Annotated in this window: 13 protein-coding genes; 7 read left to right on the top strand and 6 right to left on the bottom strand. The window is 59.9% G+C overall.

The genetic code is table 11. The features are described 5' to 3' along the window. Positions 1–5 precede the first annotated feature (5 nt). Entirely contained in the window at positions 6–857 is an 852-nt protein-coding gene (locus tag C1896_10845; protein AZZ45357.1) for a peptidase M23, read from the top strand. Positions 858–860: 3 nt separating this feature from the next. On the opposite strand, the gene C1896_10840 is transcribed toward C1896_10845, so the two are convergent. Together C1896_10840 and C1896_10835 are read right to left on the bottom strand one after the other, a co-directional pair. Further along, a complete protein-coding gene (locus tag C1896_10840) occupies positions 861–1,154 on the bottom strand; it encodes a DUF2218 domain-containing protein (protein ID AZZ45356.1) in 294 nt (97 codons plus the stop codon). Between the two features lie 33 nt (positions 1,155–1,187). Next, on the bottom strand, positions 1,188–2,015 hold the full coding sequence (locus tag C1896_10835) for a dioxygenase (GenBank protein AZZ45355.1): 828 nt from the start codon (positions 2,013–2,015) through the stop codon (positions 1,188–1,190). Positions 2,016–2,119: 104 nt separating this feature from the next. Here C1896_10835 and C1896_10830 point away from each other — a divergent pair, with 104 nt between their 5' ends. The 6 genes from C1896_10830 to C1896_10805 all read left to right on the top strand — a co-directional run bounded on the left by C1896_10830 (position 2,120) and on the right by C1896_10805 (position 8,586). Continuing rightward, a complete protein-coding gene (locus tag C1896_10830) occupies positions 2,120–3,040 on the top strand; it encodes a LysR family transcriptional regulator (protein AZZ45354.1) in 921 nt (306 codons plus the stop codon). A 298-nt stretch (positions 3,041–3,338) separates the two neighbouring features. Continuing rightward, the gene (locus C1896_10825) at positions 3,339–4,604 is read left to right on the top strand and encodes a glutathione-dependent formaldehyde dehydrogenase (GenBank protein AZZ45353.1); all 1,266 of its coding nucleotides are present in this window, start codon (positions 3,339–3,341) and stop codon (positions 4,602–4,604) included. Positions 4,605–4,620: 16 nt separating this feature from the next. Then, a complete protein-coding gene (locus tag C1896_10820) occupies positions 4,621–5,538 on the top strand; it encodes a DUF72 domain-containing protein (protein AZZ45352.1) in 918 nt (305 codons plus the stop codon). After that, on the top strand, positions 5,535–6,338 hold the full coding sequence (locus tag C1896_10815) for a hypothetical protein (protein ID AZZ45351.1): 804 nt from the start codon (positions 5,535–5,537) through the stop codon (positions 6,336–6,338). The genes C1896_10820 and C1896_10815 overlap by 4 nt, the downstream gene beginning before the upstream one ends. Continuing rightward, complete coding sequence (locus C1896_10810) at positions 6,335–7,570, top strand: cardiolipin synthase ClsB (protein ID AZZ45350.1); 1,236 nt, start codon at positions 6,335–6,337, stop codon at positions 7,568–7,570. The genes C1896_10815 and C1896_10810 overlap by 4 nt, the downstream gene beginning before the upstream one ends. Next, a complete protein-coding gene (locus C1896_10805; protein AZZ45349.1) occupies positions 7,567–8,586 on the top strand; it encodes a hypothetical protein in 1,020 nt (339 codons plus the stop codon). The genes C1896_10810 and C1896_10805 overlap by 4 nt, the downstream gene beginning before the upstream one ends. Before the next feature lie 120 nt (positions 8,587–8,706). Here C1896_10805 and C1896_10800 read toward each other — a convergent pair whose 3' ends face one another. The 4 genes from C1896_10800 to fdhE all read right to left on the bottom strand — a co-directional run bounded on the left by C1896_10800 (position 8,707) and on the right by fdhE (position 17,792). Further along, positions 8,707–10,923 carry a 1,4-alpha-glucan branching enzyme gene (locus tag C1896_10800; GenBank protein ID AZZ45348.1) on the bottom strand — a complete coding sequence of 739 codons (2,217 nt, stop codon included), beginning with the start codon at positions 10,921–10,923 and terminating at the stop codon, positions 8,707–8,709. Then, complete coding sequence (treS, locus tag C1896_10795) at positions 10,920–14,243, bottom strand: maltose alpha-D-glucosyltransferase (protein ID AZZ45347.1); 3,324 nt, start codon at positions 14,241–14,243, stop codon at positions 10,920–10,922. Before treS ends, C1896_10800 begins: the two co-directional genes overlap by 4 nt. A gap of 146 nt (positions 14,244–14,389) precedes the next feature. Next, positions 14,390–16,402, bottom strand: coding sequence for an alpha-1,4-glucan--maltose-1-phosphate maltosyltransferase (locus C1896_10790; protein AZZ45346.1), 2,013 nt, complete (start codon positions 16,400–16,402; stop codon positions 14,390–14,392). Positions 16,403–16,862: 460 nt separating this feature from the next. Then, positions 16,863–17,792 (bottom strand): formate dehydrogenase accessory protein FdhE, encoded by a 930-nt coding sequence (gene fdhE / locus C1896_10785; protein AZZ45345.1) that lies wholly within the window; start codon positions 17,790–17,792, stop codon positions 16,863–16,865. Positions 17,793–17,795: the final 3 nt, after the last annotated feature.

Raw genomic sequence — 17,795 nt, 5'->3', positions numbered from 1 at the left:
TTTTTATGCAACTTACTCGGCTGATCTCTTTCGTCCTTCTAACCTTGTGCTCGCTCGCCACCCTGCCCTCGCTTGCCGGCGGGACCATCAGCAACGCGACGCTCCCCGCCGCCAAGCCCGGCACTGTGAAGCTGTTCGTCAACCGGATCGGGTCGGGCAAAGCGATGGATGTGCGCAACGATACGGACGTTCCCGTCGAAGTCGTGTTGCGCCTGACGCACATGGTCAATGTCACGGGCGTTGGCAAAGGCGTGGTTCGCAAGACGGTCCCCGCACGGACCCGCATGCGCATTGCCACGCTTCGCAAACGCCAAGCCGGCTATCCACTGATGTACCAGCAGTCGTTCAGCTATTCGTTGATCTACTCACCGGAGCCAGGCAAGAAGGGTTCTGTTGGCGGTTATGCCTATGCCCTGCCTTGGAAAGGCGGTCCGTTCTCCATTTCCCAGGGCGCTGGCGGGGATTACAGCCACACCTCACCCAAAGGCCGCTACGCCGTCGATATAGCCATGCCGGAAGGCACACCAATCGCTGCGGCGCGCGCGGGAACGGTATTGAAAGCGCGCGATGGACAGCACGGGCGGATGCCCAACCCGGCGGGCAACTACGTGCGAATCCTGCACGATGACGGTACGCATAGCGCCTATCTGCACCTGAAGCGTGGTTCGGTAAAGGTCAAGCCAGGGCAACAGGTGAAGGTCGGCAGCCTGCTTGGCCACTCCGGCAATACGGGCCGCAGCACCGGCCCGCACCTGCATTTTGTCGTGCAGAAAGCCTATGGCGACTCGATGTTGTCGATTCCCTTCCGTTTCTCGCAGCCGGTCAGCACGCTGCCGAATTTCGCCAGTAACAATTGAGCGCTACGGTGCGTCAGCACGCTGCCAGGCGAAACTGAAGGTCTCGCCGGCCGACATGCGCTCTAGATGATCGGCCACTACGGTTTCCATTCGCGCCAACAGCTCCTCGTCCTGCGTCTGCAACTTTGCCATCAGGCTGTTATCTCCGGCCGTCAACCAGCATTGGGTGGCGCCTAACACGATATGCCCCTGATGATCATCGAAGTCCACCTCGAACTTGTGGCTCCAATGTTTGCAGAGGCGGCGGATCAGGCGACTCGGATCGGATGTCTGGATTTGTACGGTAGAGCTCAGCATGATGAATCCTCTTTCTTAAAATGGGCTGATGAATCAGCCAAACCGATAGGCTGACAGCGTCGTATGCATGACGCGGTCGGTGAATATCCTGCGCCCGGCACTATCGCCCGCAGCGCCGGCCGCCACCATCAGCGGCAATAGATGTTCTTCGCCGCCCGGCGGATGACAGAGCCGCGCCGAAGGCGCCTGCTCCCAGTGCTGGAGCAACGCCTCGCGACGCGCGGGCGGTGCGCTGACGGCGTCGCTCAACCATTGATCAAAGGCATCCGAAATCGGCGCAAAACGCGGATCGCCATAGCCACGCATGTTATGGAAGCTCATGCCGCTGCCGACGATCAGCACGCCGTCGTCGCGCAACGGAGCGATGGCGCGACCAATGGCAAGATGGGCTGCAGCATCTAGATCGCGCTGCAGCGACAACTGCACCACCGGCACGTCAGCCTCTGCAAACATAAGTTTCAGCGGAATGAAGGTGCCATGGTCGAAGCCGCGCAGACCATCTTCGCCCGCCGGAATGCCAGCTGGGCCGAGCAACTCGACCAGACGTGCAGCCAGCGGCGGATCGCCTGGCGCCGGGTAGTCTAATGCGTAGGTGTGCGCCGGAAAGCCTTTGTAGTCGTAGATGAGTTCAGGCCGTGCGTTTGCGGTAACCGTGGCCCTGGGCTCCATCCAATGCCCGGAGATCAGCACAATCGCGCGAGGGCGCCGCGGCAACGTTGCGGCGACAGACCTCAGGAAGGCAGCCATCGCGTCCCAGGCATCGATCGGGTTCCACTCCATGAAGAAGCACGGACCGGCGCCGTGCGGCACGAAAAGCGTTGGCATCCGAGCCGGTGGCGTCCTGTTGGCGTGTTCGTTCATGGCATCGTGATCCTGAGCGGGCGGACGCACAGTATGGATTACACTCGTTTTGAGCTGAACAAGGGAATCCACGTCAACAGTTTCAACTGAGAGTAGGAGCTTCAATGCTCGACCGAATCACCGGCATGCGGGTGTTTGCGCGTGCGGCCAGTGCTGGCAGCCTCTCCGCCGCTGCACGCCATCTGGGACTGTCGCCGGCCATGGCAACCAAGCACGTCGATGCGTTGGAAGCACGCCTAGGAGTCAAGCTGTTCCACCGCAGCACCCGAAGGCTAAGCCTGACTGCCGCAGGAAGCAGTTACCTCGAGGCGTGTCTGCGCATCCTGCCGGAAATCGACGAAGCCGAGGCCAGCGTAGCCTCACAGCGGGTCGAGGCTTCAGGTCTGCTGCGCATGAACGTACCACTGTCGTTCGGCACCCGCTTCATCGCGCCATTGATGCCTGCTTTCAGTCAGCGACATCCTGCGGTCAAAGTCGAACTGGGGCTCACCGACAGTCAGGTCGACCTGATCGATGGCAGCTGGGACATGGCGGTGCGGATTGGTCGGCTCACCGATAGCCCGCTACAGGCCAGGCGCCTGGCGGATTGCCCGATGCTGGTATGCGCCTCGCCCGGTTACCTGGCCCAGCATGGAGTGCCAAGACGGGTGAGCGACCTGTCTCAACATAATTGCCTGGGGTACAGCCTGTCGAACCTGCTGGGCGGCCGAGAATGGGCATTTGGTCCGGCAGGAGAATTCCGCGTGCCGATTCAGGGCAACTTGATGGCTAACAACGGCGCGGCGCTGGTCGCTGCTGCCGTCGGCGACCAAGGGCTGATTTACCAACCGCAGTTCATCGTGGCCGCGGCCCTCGGCCGGGGCCAGCTGGAAGTCGTTGAACTCGATCAGCCACCGCTCGGCCTTGGCGGCATCCACGTCGTCTACCCACCAGAGCGCCGCCCGCCAGCCAAAGTGAGGGCCATGATCGACTACCTGGTCGAAGCCTTTGCTGGCGACCTTCCATGGAATCGCCCGCTCCGTTGACCTTGCCGAAGCTGTAACCCGCCTCCCAAACCTGAACAGGCGCTCGATACCGAGCGTCCTAGGGTGCCGTGCAGCCGAAAAAAAGATGAACCGGGCAAGCCACCGTCAGTCCGAATGAAGGGAGCCGATTGCGTACGCAACGTGCCACGGATCGCGCCGCCTGTAGAGGCTGGCGCATTCCTGAGGATTCTTCAGCCCAGCTGTACCAGCTCGGCTGAACTACAGGATGTCACTGATCATTCGTTCAGCCCAATCGAAGCCCGGCCAGGCGCGATTGGGACCGTTTATGGAGACGCCCATGAAAGCTGTTGTGTATCACGGTGTCGGCGACATACGCCTCGAAGACGTACCCGACCCCAAGATCGAAGCCCCGACCGACGCCATTGTCCGAATCACCGCTTCCGCCATTTGCGGAACGGATTTGCACTTCGTTCGCGGCACCTTCAGCGGCATGAAGCCCGGCACCATTCTTGGCCATGAAGCGGTCGGCATCGTTGAAGAGCTCGGTGAAGACGTTCGCAATCTGCAGGTCGGCGACCGCGTGGTGATTCCCTCGACCATCGCGTGCGGCAACTGCTCGTACTGCCGGTCGGGCTATTTCGCCCAGTGCGACGTGGCCAATCCCAACGGCAAGGAAGCAGGCACCTCGTTCTTCGGCGGTCCGGCGGCAACCGGTCCGTTCCACGGACTGCAAGCCGAAAAGGCGCGCATTCCCTTTGCCAATATCGGCCTGGTAAAGCTGCCTCCGGAAATCAGTGATGATCAGGCAATTCTGCTCTCGGACATCTTCCCGACCGGCTATTTCGGCGCCGAGATGGCCGAAATCGAGGCCGGTGACACGGTAGCGGTATTTGGCTGCGGCCCGGTGGGCCAATTCGCCATTGCCAGCGCCAAACTGCTGGGCGCCGGGCGCATCTTTGCCATCGACCAGTACGACGACCGTTTACGCATGGCCCAGAGTCAGGGCGCCGAGATCATCGATTTCAATCGCGAAGACCCAATCGAAACGCTCAAGCGTTTGACCGGTGGGATTGGCGTCGACCGCGTGATCGATGCCGTAGGCGTCGATGCGGAACACGGTTGCTGCGGTGGCAAACCTGCTGACGGCGCGAACCTTGATCAGAACGCCAAATGGCAACCGGGCGATGCTCCGTCGCAGGCGCTCGAATGGAGCGTGCAGAGTTTGGCGAAGGCCGGCACCTTGTCGATCATTGGGGTTTATCCGCCAGATGCGACGACCTTTCCCATCGGCATGGCGATGAACAAGAACATCACCATGAACATGGGTAACTGCCACCACCGCAAGTACATCCCGCGGCTCATCGAAATGATCCAGGCGCGGCGCATCGACCCGACCAAGATTCTTACGCAGGTCAAGCCGATGACCGACGTCATAGCGGCATTCGAGGCGTTTGATCGTCGCGAAGGTGGCTGGATCAAGGTCGAGCTCAAGCCCCAACGCGAGGGCTCGGGCGTTAACGGGTCGGAAGAAAATCTGGTCGACGAGGCCATCGCCGACACCTTCCCGGCCAGCGATCCAACCAGCATGCAGAACCCCCGTTAGGCCACAGGAGCAGGCGATGGCAGCCATCCATATAGGCATTTCCGGCTGGCGCTACGCACCCTGGCGAGGCGACTTCTACCCTAAGGGGCTCGTGCAGAAGCACGAGCTGAAGTTCGCCTCGCGAGCCGTGAGCAGCATCGAGATCAATGGCTCGTTCTACTCGCTGCAAAAGCCGGAGCTCTATGCCGGCTGGTATGACGAGACGCCCGAGGGCTTCGTTTTCAGCGTCAAAGCGCCCCGCTACATCACCCATGTGCTGCGCCTTCGGGACGTGGAGAAGCCCATCGCCAACTTTCTCGCTTCCGGTGTCCTTGCGCTCAAAGACAAGCTCGGCCCGATGCTCTGGCAATTCCCTCCGTCGTTCAAATTCGATCCCGAGCGTTTCGAAACCTTCCTCGCTTTACTGCCGCATGACACCGAAGCGGCATTGGAAATGGCGAAAGGGTGTGAAGCGCGCATGGAGGGACGTAGCTATCTGCAAATCGATCGCAAACGTCCCCTTCGACATGCGGTCGAAATACGTAACGACAGCTTTGTCGATCCGGCGTTTGTGGCGTTGCTGCGCAAGTACAAGGTTGCACTGGTCGTCGCCGATACGGCCGGCAAGTGGCCCTATCGAGAGGACCTAACGAGCGATTTCGTCTATATCCGCCTCCACGGAGCGGAAGAGCTTTATACCAGCGGCTACACCGATGAGGCGCTGGACTACTGGGCTCAGCGCATCACCCTCTGGAGCAACGGCAGCCAGCCTGACGACGCTCACCTGATCAGCTCCAGCAAACCACCGGCGCGCAAGCGGCGCGCCGTCTACTGCTATTTCGATAACGATGTAAAGGTCCGGGCGCCGTATGACGCGCGACAGTTGTTGCGCCGGCTCGGACTGGATAAAGACCTGGAACCCACTCCAGGCCAGTTGGAAGGAGCATTGGCGTGAATCTGGACAAGAACCATCCCCTCGACAGCAGCGATCTCGACGCGCACATGTCCACCGCGGTCAACACGGTCCGCCTGCTGACCGTGAACACCCACAAGGGCTTCACCGCCCTCAATCGGCGGTTCATCCTGCCGGAGTTGCGCGAGGCAGTCAGGGCGGTATCGGCCGACGTCGTGTTCTTACAGGAAGTGCTCGGCACGCATGAAAAACACGCGTTGCGCTTCCACGACTGGCCCAAGATGTCGCAGTACGAGTTTCTGGCCGACAGCATCTGGACCGATTTCGCCTATGGTCGCAATGCCGTCTACCCCGACGGTGACCACGGCAACGCCCTGCTGTCGAAATTCCCGATCACGCGCTACGAGAACCTCGACATTTCCATTGCCGGGCCGGAACGACGCGGCCTTTTGCACAGCGTGTTGCAAGTGCCGGGGCATGAGGAGTTTCACGCGATTTGCGTACACCTGGGCCTGCGCGAAGCCCATCGTCAGCAGCAACTGCGCCTCCTCTGCGACCTGCTCGACTCACTGCCATCGGATGCGCCGGTGGTTGTCGCAGGGGACTTCAACGACTGGCGACTCAAGGGTGCGCAGGTGCTTGATCGCTGCGCGGGCATGCACGAGGTATTCGCGGTGGCCCAAGGCAAGGTGGCCAAGACCTTTCCGGCACGCTGGCCAGTGCTGCGCCTGGACCGCATCTATGTGCGAAATGCCACGAGCCACAAAGCGAGAATACTGAGCAACAAACCTTGGACACACTTGTCCGATCATCTGCCCTTGGCGGTGGAGATACACCTATGAATTTTCACTGGAGAGACGGGAATCGTCTTCAGTTGCTGGAAAACGGTGAGGAATTCTTTCCCGCCGTCTTCGAGGCCATTGCAGCCGCGGAAAAGGAAGTCCTGCTGGAAACCTTCATTTTCTTCAAGGACAAGGTGGGACAGGAGCTGCAACAGACGCTGATTGCCGCAGCGGAGCGCGGAGTCAGTGTGGACGTCACCGTAGACGGTTATGGCTCGGCTGATCTGGACGGTGATTTTGCCGCGGCGATGGCGCGCGCCGGTGTACGTATCCATGTCTTCGATCCAGGCAAACGGCTGCTCGGCAAGCGGATCAATGTGTTCCGACGCATGCACCGCAAGATTGTCGTGATAGACGGCGAGTTTGCGTTCATTGGCGGCATCAATTTCTCTGCAGATCACCTGGGCGATTTTGGCCCTGCTGCAAAGCAGGACTACGCGATGCGGGTTGAAGGCCCCGTGGTGCATGACATCCACCGCTTCGCACTGAGCGCTATCGGTCCTGCCCAATCGGGCCGGCGCTGGTGGCACCGGCGAATGCGAACGCAAAGCAACGGTTTTGTCGGGGTAAGCCGGGGCGAAGCGCGTGCGCTTTTCGTTACCCGTGACAACAACGACCATCGCAACGATATCGAGCAGCACTACCTGCAGGCCATCCGCGACGCCCGCTCGCGCCTGCTGATTGCCAACGCCTATTTCTTCCCAGGTTACCGAGTGCTGCGGGAGATTCGCAACGCCGCACGGCGCGGCGTTCGGGTCCGACTGATTCTGCAGGGCGAACCGGACATGCCCATCGCCAAATTTGGCGCGCGGATGCTCTACAACTACCTGATGAGCGACGGTGTGGAGATCCACGAATATTGCCGCCGGCCACTGCACGGCAAAGTCGCACTGGCCGACTACGAATGGTCCACGGTGGGTTCGAGCAACCTTGATCCGCTAAGCCTGTCGCTCAATCTTGAGGCGAACCTGATCATTCGCGATCACACGTTCAATCGCCAACTTCATGAGAATCTGGACCGGCTGCTGCAACACGACTGCCGCCGCATTCCGTTGGAACGCATCATCCGCGGCTACTGGTGGCGCGCGCCGCTGGCCTTCATCATCTTCCACTTTCTGCGTCACTTCCCTCAGTGGGTGGGCCTGTTGCCGGCCCATAAACCAAGGTTGCAGTTGCTCGATCCGGAACCGCTTGAGCCCAGCCCTGCCCCCTTGCAGCGAGACCACCAATGACCGAGCGCCAGCAGCAGTCGCAGAGTGGGTGGCGCCGACGCTGGCCGCTGATCAAGAAGATCCTGACCTACTGCTTCTTCATTCTTGTCGCCGGGCTATTGATCGGGCTGGCGCGCAACGTCAACTGGAGCGAGGTCTACCAAACGCTGCGCAATTACAGCGCCCGAACCCTGTGGTTGGCTGGCGCAGCCACCGCAGTGAGTTATGCGGTGTATTGCTGTTTCGACATACTCGGCAAACGTTATGCGCAGCACGACCTGCCGATCCGGCAAATCGTCCCGGTGACCTTCGTCTGCTACGCCTTCAACCTCAACCTGAGCGCCTGGGTGGGAGGTATCGCGCTGCGCTATCGGCTCTATTCTCGGTTTGGCCTGCGCACCTCGCAGATCACCCGGGTGTTTACCATGAGCGTGCTGACCAACTGGCTTGGTTATCTCTGGTTGGCCGGCCTGATCTTCGCCTTGGGCTGGATCACGCCGCCCGCCGATTGGGAGATCGGACGTACCGCATTGCGTGTACTGGGCGCCGGGCTGCTGCTGGCGTCGGCGATTTACCTCTGGGCCTGCGGCTTTTCCAAACGCCGCCACTGGACGATCCGCAAGCACGAAATCTATCTGCCGACCCTACGCCTAGCGGTCGTCCAGATGCTGCTCGGCGCGAGCAACTGGGCGCTAATGGCGCTGGTGGTGTATTTCATGCTGTCGCAGCAGGCCCCCTACCCCGTTGTGCTAGGCATCCTGATGATCAGCAGCGTAGCCGGCGTGATTGCCCACATCCCGGCGGGTCTGGGTGTGATCGAAGCGGTATTCGTGACGATGCTGGGCGGTGGCGAGCTGAGCCAGGCCAGCATCGTGGCGGGGTTGATTGGCTACCGGGTGGTGTACTTCCTCATCCCGTTGCTGTTCGCCACGGTTGTCTACGTGATCTTGGAGATACGGGCCAAGAAGCTGCGCTCCAATAACCAGACTCTCCCCAATGACGATGCGCAAGAGGAGCACCCACCCACCGCCGCCTGATAGGTGTGCTCTTCTAGCCGGGGAACCCGCACAAGCACCAGACACAATAAAGCCGGAGCGATCACCGCTCCGGCTTTATTGTGTCGGCGCCTGCATGTCAGGCGCTGTCTGCCAGGTAAGTTATCCCTGGGGTCGAAGGATGACCACACCGAGCGGAGGCAGCGTCAGCGCCAGCGAAACGTCCTGGCCATGCGCCGGAATCTGCTCGGGGAGCATGCCGCCGCCATTGCCCACGTTGGAACCGCCGTAGCACTCGGCATCGCTGTTGAAGATTTCCACCCAGCGGCTGTCTTCAGGCACCCCTACCCGATAGTTCTCACGCACCACGGGCGTGAAGTTACCCACCACCAGCAGCGGATCGCACGTGGAGCTTTTGCGCAGCCAGGCAAACACGCTGTTGGCACGGTCGTCGCCAATCAGCCACTGGAAGCCGGCCGGGTCTGCATCGAGCTCATGCAGGGCAGGCTCGTGGCTATACAGACGGTTCAGATCGCGCACTAGATTCTGCGTGCCGCGGTGGTCTGGCTCATCCAGCAAATGCCAATCAAGCTCGCGGTCATGGTTCCATTCGCGCCACTGGCCGAACTCGCAGCCCATGAACAGCAACTTCTTGCCCGGATGGGTCCACATGAACGAGAGGTAAGCACGAAGATTGGCAAACTTCTGCCAACGGTCCCCCGGCATTTTCTCAATCAAAGAACCTTTGCCATGCACCACTTCGTCGTGCGAAATCGGCAGCACGAAGTGCTCCGAATAGGCGTACACCATGCCGAAGGTCAGCTTGTCATGATGGTACTGCCGGTTGATCGGATCTTCTTGAATGTACTGAAGGGTGTCGTGCATCCAACCCATGTTCCACTTGTAAGCAAAGCCCAAACCGTTCTCGGACGTCGGCTTGCTGACGCCTGGGAATGCTGTGGACTCTTCCGCGATGACCAGCGCACCGGGAGTCTCAGTAGCCACAACGTCGTTCAGGTGACGTAGAAAGTCGATGGCTTCGAGGTTCTCTCGACCGCCGTGACGGTTGGGAATCCACTCGCCTTCCTTGCGTGAGTAGTCTCGATAGAGCATCGAGGCCACCGCATCTACGCGCAGTGCGTCGACGTGGAATTCCCGCAGCCAATGCAGCGCCGACGCGAGCATGAAGCCATGCACTTCGGTACGTCCCAGGTTATAGATGTAGGTATCCCAATCCTGGTGGAACCCCTCGAACGGGTGTGCGTACTCGTATAGCGCAGTGCCATCGAACTCGCCCAAGCCGTGAGCATCTGTCGGGAAGTGTGCCGGAACCCAGTCGAGAATCACGCCGATACCGGCTGCGTGACAGGCATCGATAAAGGCTGCGAAATCGTGTGCATTCCCGTAGCGCGCACTGGGTGCGAACTGCGACAGCAGCTGATAACCCCAGGAGCCGCCGAAGGGATGCTCCATGATGGGCATCAGTTCGATATGGGTGAAGCCCAGGTCGACCACATAGGGGATCAGCCGCTCGGCCAGCTCATGCCAGTCGTACAGGCGACCGTCATCGCCACCATCGCGGCGCCACGAGCCTGCGTGCAGCTCGTAAATGCTCATCGGGGCTTTTACCGATTGTTGCGCTGCCCGCTGCTGCAGCCAGGCCTCGTCTTTCCACTCATACTCGAGCGGGTGCGAAATCACCGATGCGGTGCCCGGTGGGAGCTCGGTGGCCAGCGCAATCGGATCAGCCTTTAACGGCAGAATGCCGTTTGGCCCGAGAATCTCGTATTTGTAGGATTCTCCCGGCTGCAGACGCGGGATGAAAATCTCCCAGACGCCGGACGGGAAGCGCAGGCGCATCGGATGCCGACGCCCGTCCCAGCCGTTGAAGCTGCCGACCACCGAAACGCGGCGCGCATTGGGCGCCCATACTGCGAAGCGGACGCCCTGTACGCCCTCGACTTCCATGGGCTGAGCACCGAACACGCGACCGACCTGACGATGGTTACCCTCGGAGAACAGATACATGTCCATTTCGCCGAGTTGGGGACCAAAGCTGAAGGGGTCCTCAGTAATCTGTTCGCCACTTGCCCAGCGAATCTTCAGTAGGTACGGCTGTTGATTGGTCAGCCGGGTGAAAAAGAAGCCGGGTACCTGACCCTGCTCCATTGCTGCCAGTACCCGCCCTCCGCTGCGCTCGAGCACCTCGACGCCCAATGCGTTAGGCAGATAAGCCCGCACGACCAGGCCATCGCCGTCAGGATGTGGGCCAAGGATGGAAAACGGATTGCCATGTTCGGCGCGCACCAGCGCATCGACATCGGCATCGGTTGGCAGCAGGTTTTCACCGGGCATTGTCACGGCCGGACGATCAATCATTGGGAACCTCCATCGGAAATCTGTTGTGCCAGCGCCGCCAGCCCCTGAAGCGGGACAGACAGCCAAGCCGGGCGGTTCTCTGCCTCATAGGCCACTTCATACGCGGTCTTTTCCAGGCTGAACAGGGCCAGCGCCGCATCGGCCCCAGCGGCGTCCTTCCAGGCGTGAGGCAACTCGGCGGTCGCTTCACGGTAGGCTTCGAGGAATACCGCACGTGCGCTTTGCTGATAGGTATCGGAAATGTTGCGTCGTGCCTGACCGGCCGCCTCTGAGCTGTCGCTGGATTGAGCGTTGCGCAGGGTCATGGCGGTGGCGTACTCGAAAGAGCGCAACACCCCGGCGACATCTTTGAACGGGCTCAGCTTGCTGCGCCGCTCTTCGAGCGAGCGCGCCGGCTCGCCTTCGAAGTCGATGAAATAGGCATCGCCTTGCGCAACCAGTATCTGCCCAAGGTGCAGGTCACCGTGGACGCGGGTGCGCAGCCCACCAAGGGTACGATCGGCCAGCCGCTTGACCTCTGCGACCAGCTGTTTACGTTGACCAAGCAGCTGGTCGACCAGCGCGGTGGCCTTGCGGTCCAGATCGCCACGGCGGGCTTGCAACAGATCAAGCGCATGCTCGACCTGCCCGGAGATCAACTGCGTCCACTCCTTGGCGTCCGTAGACTTGGTCGGCTCGGCGGCAAAAGCCTGGTTATCAGTCTGCACTGCCAAGGTCATGTGCATCTCACCGAGACGCTGTCCAAGCAAGCGGTTGAAGGCCTCCAGCTCCTCCAGCGCACTGAACTGGTTTTCATGCAGCGAGACGCCGCCTGCAATCTGGTCGCGCACCGCCCGATCGAGTGTGTTCAGCGTCCATTCCCAGGCATCGCCCTGGTTGTCGAGGAAGCGCTGCACGACCATCAGGGCGTATTGCTCGCCATTCTTGTCGAAGCGGCTCACCTGACCCAGCATGGCGGAAATATGTGTGAAACCCTGTTCGGTCAGGAAGCTGCCCATCTCCAGTTCAGGGTGCATCCCTGCCGAGACGCGACGCAGCACCTTGATCATCATGCTGCCCCCGACAATCGCCGAGCTGTTGGACTGCTCAGCGGTGAGATAACGCACCTCAGCCTCAGCAGGCAGGTCAATATCGGCAAGCTGCGCCATCGGCTGGAAACGTATCTCGCCGTCACCGCATGGCAGCACTTGCTCGTCGCGTAGCCCTTGAATGACCCCAAGCACAAACTGCTTGAGCGCGAAAGCATCTGTCAGCAGGCCTACCTGCGGGCCGCGGCGAACACGTGCCATGGCCAGCTGCTGTGGCAGTGCAATGTCGAAATCACCTTCGTCCAGGAAGCCCAGCGGTAACTGGTAAAAATCCGTACGCCCACCCGCCTCGACTGCGATCTCACTCAGCAATACCGGACGTTGTGGGTCGCCAAATGGCACGCTGTAGCAGATCTTGATCGAATTGATCGTCGCATCCTTGCTAGCGAACCAACGCCGCTTCGGCAGGTACGCGGGTAGAGACTCGGTTTCCAGAATCCTTTTATTGGAAGCAGTAAGCGTATCCAGGCGCTTGAGCACCAGCGTTTGAAAGTCAGGCATGGTTTCCACCGGTTCCTGGTGCCAGCTGGGCATCTGATGACTGGTTGCCAGCTGGAACCAGTAGAAGCCGTAAGGTGGCAAGGTCAGCAGATACGGAAGTTGGCCAATCGGCGGAAAGGCGCTACCGCCGACCATTTCCACCGGCACCATTCCTGCGTAATGCGACAGCTCCAGCTCTGCAGCCTGTGCAGAGCGCGACACGTTGGCGACGCAAAAAATCACTTCCGTCTCGCCAGTTGCCGTCGTGAACTCGCGGATGTACGCAAGAATCCGTCGGTTGCTCGGTGCGAGCATCTTGAGGGTGCCACGACCGAAAGCCTTGAATTGCTTGCGGATCGACAGCAGACGACGCGTCCAGTTGAGCAGCGAATGCGGATCACGCTGCTGAGCCTCGACGTTGATCGCCTGGTAGCCATACAGCGGATCCATGATCGGCGGTAGCACCAGGCTTGGCGGGTCGGCTCGGGAGAAGCCGCCGTTACGATCGACCGACCACTGCATCGGCGTACGTACACCATCCCGGTCACCGAGAAAGATGTTGTCCCCCATGCCAATCTCGTCACCGTAATAAATCACCGGTGTGCCGGGCATCGACAGCAGCAAACTGTTTAGCAATTCGATTCGACGGCGATCCCGCTCAAGCAGCGGCGCCAAGCGACGACGGATGCCGAGGTTGATCCGTGCGCGCTTGTCCGAGGCGTAATAATTCCAGAGGTAGTCGCGCTCCTTGTCGGTCACCATTTCCAGCGTCAACTCGTCATGGTTGCGCAGGAAAATCGCCCACTGACAGTTTTCCGGAATGTCCGGCGTCTGCCTGAGGATGTCGGTGATCGGAAAGCGGTCTTCCTGCGCCAGCGCCATGTACATGCGCGGCATCAGTGGGAAGTGGAACGCCATATGGCATTCGTCGCCCAGGCCGCCATCTTCCCCACCGAAGTACAACTGTGTGTCTTCAGGCCATTGATTGGCCTCCGCCAACAGCATGCGGTCGGGGTAATTGGCGTCGATCTCGGCGCGGATCTGCTTCAGTACAACGTGGGTCTCCGGCAGGTTCTCGTTGTTGGTGCCGTCGCGCTCGACCAGATAGGGAATGGCATCCAGACGCAGACCGTCGATCCCTAGGTCCAGCCAGTAGCGCATCACGCTGAGCACTGCCTTCATCACCTGCGGATTGTCGAAGTTGAGGTCGGGCTGGTGAGAATAGAACCGGTGCCAGAAGTACTGCTGGGCAACCGGGTCCCACGTCCAGTTCGAGGTTTCGGTATCGAGAAAGATGATCCGTGTGCCGTCGTACTTGTCGTCGGTATCGGACCAGACGTAGAAGTCGCGAGCGGCGGAGCCCTTCTTCGCCTTGCGGGCGCGTTGGAACCATGGATGCTGGTCGGAGGTATGGTTGATGACCAGCTCGGTGATGACCCGCAGGCCACGCTTGTGCGCTTCGGCGATAAAGCGCCTGGCGTCAGCCATGGTGCCGTAGTCCGGATGCACGCCGCGGTATTCGGCAATGTCGTAGCCATCGTCCCGGCGCGGCGACGGATAGAACGGCAACAGCCAGATGGTGTTCACCCCCAGGTCAGCGATGTAATCGAGCTTGTCGATCAAGCCTTGAAAATCACCGACACCGTCATTGTTCGAGTCGAAGAAGGATTTCAGGTGGACCTGGTAGACCACCGCATCCTTGTACCAAAGAGGATCCTTGATAAAGGCAGCAGGTTTACGCGCTCTGGCCATGGTCTTGTTCCCTTTCATCTGCCCCCATGACTGGCCCATATGTCTGGCCAGCCGAGGCGGAAAAGTAAGCCAGTCGATTTATAAACTGGATAATGAATAGCCTATAAGCAGCTGATATATCTAGTTTTTAGGACATTCTTTAGACATCACTTTAAGTCAGGATCCATGGCATCCGAACTGATACGCCAAATGCCGAATGGCTGGTGCCAAGGCTCGATTCGCATCCACTGAGTCTTGCCGTACCAAGTCCAGCGATGCCCGTTCATAAGGTCTTCGCCTCGGGTTTCGGCATGGTCCGGCAGCCCCATCTCCCATAGCGGAAGCTCGAAATGTGCTTCCTGAGCGTTATGCGGATCGAGGCTGATTGCGACGAGAATGAAGTTCGTGCGATCCGGCGTGCGTTTGCCGAAGAACAAGATGTTGTCGTTGTAAGCCGTGTACGCCTTAAAACCCAGGTGGGTCTGCAGGGCCGGGTTTTGCCGACGGATGCGGTTGAGCTGAGCGATCTCCGCGACAATGTTGCCCGGTGCGTGATAATCCCGGACCCGTATCTGGTACTTCTCGGAATCCAGATACTCCTCCTTGCCGGGGATTGCCGCGGACTCGCATAGTTCGAAGCCCGAGTACATGCCCCACAGCCCGGAACCCATGGTTGCCAGCGCCGCCCGGATGAGAAATCCCGCTCGCCCGGAGTCATGCAGGAAGAACGGATTGATGTCCGGCGTATTGACGAAGAAATTCGGCCGATAGCAGTCACGCAGCGGATGCTCGTTCAGCTCGGTGAAGTACTCGCTCAGCTCCGCCTTGTTGTTGCGCCAGGTGAAGTAGGTGTAGCTCTGGTTGAATCCGACTTTGCCCAAGCGCGCCATCATGGCCGGCTTGGTGAAGGCCTCAGAGAGGAACATCACGTCTGGATCGCGCTCGCGGATGTCGGCGATCATCCACTCCCAGAATGGCAGCGGCTTGGTGTGTGGGTTGTCGACGCGGAAGATCTTCACGCCCTGCTCGACCCAATGCCAGACCACATCACGTAGAGCGATCCACAGGCCGGGCATGGCGTCTTCGGCGTAGAAATCGACGTTGACGATGTCCTGGTATTTCTTCGGCGGGTTTTCCGCATAACGGATGGTCCCGTCCGGCCGCCAGGAGAACCAGCCCGGATGCTCATTGAGCCATGGGTGGTCCTGAGAGCACTGGATGGCGAAGTCGAGGGCGATCTCCAAACCGTGCTCGCGTGCGGCAGCTACCAGGTCGCGGAAGTCATCGAGCGTGCCGAGATCGGGATGAACTGCATCGTGCCCACCGGCTTCGCTACCGATGGCATACGGGCTACCGGGATCATTCGGGCCAGCGTGCAACGTGTTGTTCGGCCCTTTGCGATGCTGTCGGCCAATTGGGTGAATCGGCGTGAAATACAGGACGTCGAAGCCCATGTCCCGAATTGATGGCAAACGCTTATGCACGTCACGGAAAGTACCGTGACGGTTAGGGTCATCGGTTTCAGAGCGCGGAAACAGTTCGTACCAGCTGGCAAACAACGCAAGTGGGCGCTCGACCTCAATCGGGAACACCTCACTCTGGCTGCAATGCTCGCGGGGGTCTGCGTCAGCCATCGCGGCAGCCGTTTCACTGGCCAGCATCACCGAGACACGTTCATCGTCCAGGTGCGCCATGCTCAACCGATGCAGCAGATCATCGATGATGGCTTTGGTCTCGCCTTGGGCACGCTGGCTGGCGCGCTCGAGCAGCAGGCGACCTTCTTCGAGTTCAAGCTGAACCGGTACGCCAGCGTTGTGCTTCTTCGACAGCTCGTAGCGGTAGGTCTCGTAGATATCCCACCAAGCTTCGATCATGAACTCGTGCGAAGCGACTTGCGTCGGGGTGAACTGCCCTTCCCAGCTGTCATTGCCGATCAACTTGAGCCGTGCCCGGCGCCAGGTGGTTTCATCCTTGGTCCGCCAGCAGATCGATGCGGCTAGCTGATCGTGCCCATCGGCAAAGATCTTGCTCGTCACATTGATCGGGTGGCCGATGGTTGCCTTTGCCGCAAATCGTCCGCCTTCCAGTACGGGCTGGGTCGATTCAATGGCAATGCGCGGCATCTGCAATGCCTGTTCAAGTCGGGGGTGAATCACCGGATGGGGCTTTGCATCGGTCATTGAACGGGGCTCCTAGGCGAAATTGCAGCGAAACGGCAAACCTACCCCGCTCGTGACTGGCAATCGAGCGTGGCTGGTTGTACCGATGGAAAACCCGTCATGCGGGCTTTCTCGGGCTCTGTTCTTTCCGAACCAAAGGAGGCCTGAAAAGTTCAGCTTAAAGGCCGCTACCGCTTGCCACAGCCGGCGTTGCGCTTGTTTTAGGCCAAATACGAGACGGATGATTTGGCGGGGAGGCAGGCCGCTCCTGTATGAGCCAGCTTGTTGACGATCAAACACAACGCGAACACCGCTGATCGCCACCAAGGTGGCTTCTACAAACGCGTACTGTGGCGAACATAGAGAGCCAAGCTACGGCCAAGCCCCTACTTGTAGGAGCCAGCTTGCTGGCGATCCGAAACCACGCGAATATCACTGATCGTCACTAGGCTTGTTCATGCTTGAGCCATAGCCTGGTGCGCTACTCACCACCTGCGATCAATAACGGGTTGTAACCGCTACGGCCATATTCGCCCTGTTCGGCCAACAAGATGTCGAGCGCGAGGCTTGCCAGGTCGTCCGCCACGGGTTCGGCGCGTCCGTGTTCTTCACGCAGCATGACCTTCAGATAGCTATGACACTCGCCGCAAGATTCCGCCTGGACCGGCATCGCCGGTTTGCCCTGCTCGTCATCCAGCGTGAGGTACAGCAGTTTTGCGCCGCTGTCGCAAACGCTGCACTTAAGTCGTTCCAGATGCCACTCGGTGGCGCACAGAGAGCAATGCAGATAGCGTACGCCAGCACGATGGCGCTCGTTGTGGATGACACTGGCGACCGGTGGCGAACCGCAGCAAGGGCATAGCCCCTTGGCTTCCCCCTCCGGCTTATCAGGCGGTCGAGGCAGGGCTATCGCCAGCCTCATCCAACTGATCTGCAGGGCAGCGGCAACCAATGGCAGCAGCGGTCGGGTTGTTTCATCGCCGGGGCGCGCTTCTAGGACATCGTCGGCTAACGTATCCAACTGCTCCTGAGACAGCTCCCTCAACGCCCTGAGAAAGGGCCGCTGAGCCTCGCCCACATGAAGCTCCATGGCATCGAGCATAGACAGAAGGTCCTCCTGCCACGGCACGTCACGTTTCAAGGCCTGAAAACCAAGCGGCGGCAGGCCATGTCTAAGCGCCTGATCGAACGCATCCTCAGCCGGGCGCCAGGATGGTTCGCGTTCGTTGAGCACCTGATGCTGGGCTTGTACCAGTCGTGCCATAAAGGAGAGAAACTCATCCAGCGGTGGAACCTGCAGGACAAGCTCCCGTAACCGCGTAGCGCGTTTGCTGAACACCTTGGCATTCGGCAACACCACATTTGGCGCCTCCATGATCCCCGAAGGCGCACTTCCATAAGAGTGGTTCACTGC

This window comes from Pseudomonadaceae bacterium SI-3 (genome assembly GCA_004010935.1).
Taxonomy (GTDB): domain Bacteria; phylum Pseudomonadota; class Gammaproteobacteria; order Pseudomonadales; family Pseudomonadaceae; genus Stutzerimonas.
The sequence above is the reverse complement of the archived record's forward strand: the minus strand, read 5'-3'. Positions and strand labels throughout refer to the sequence as shown.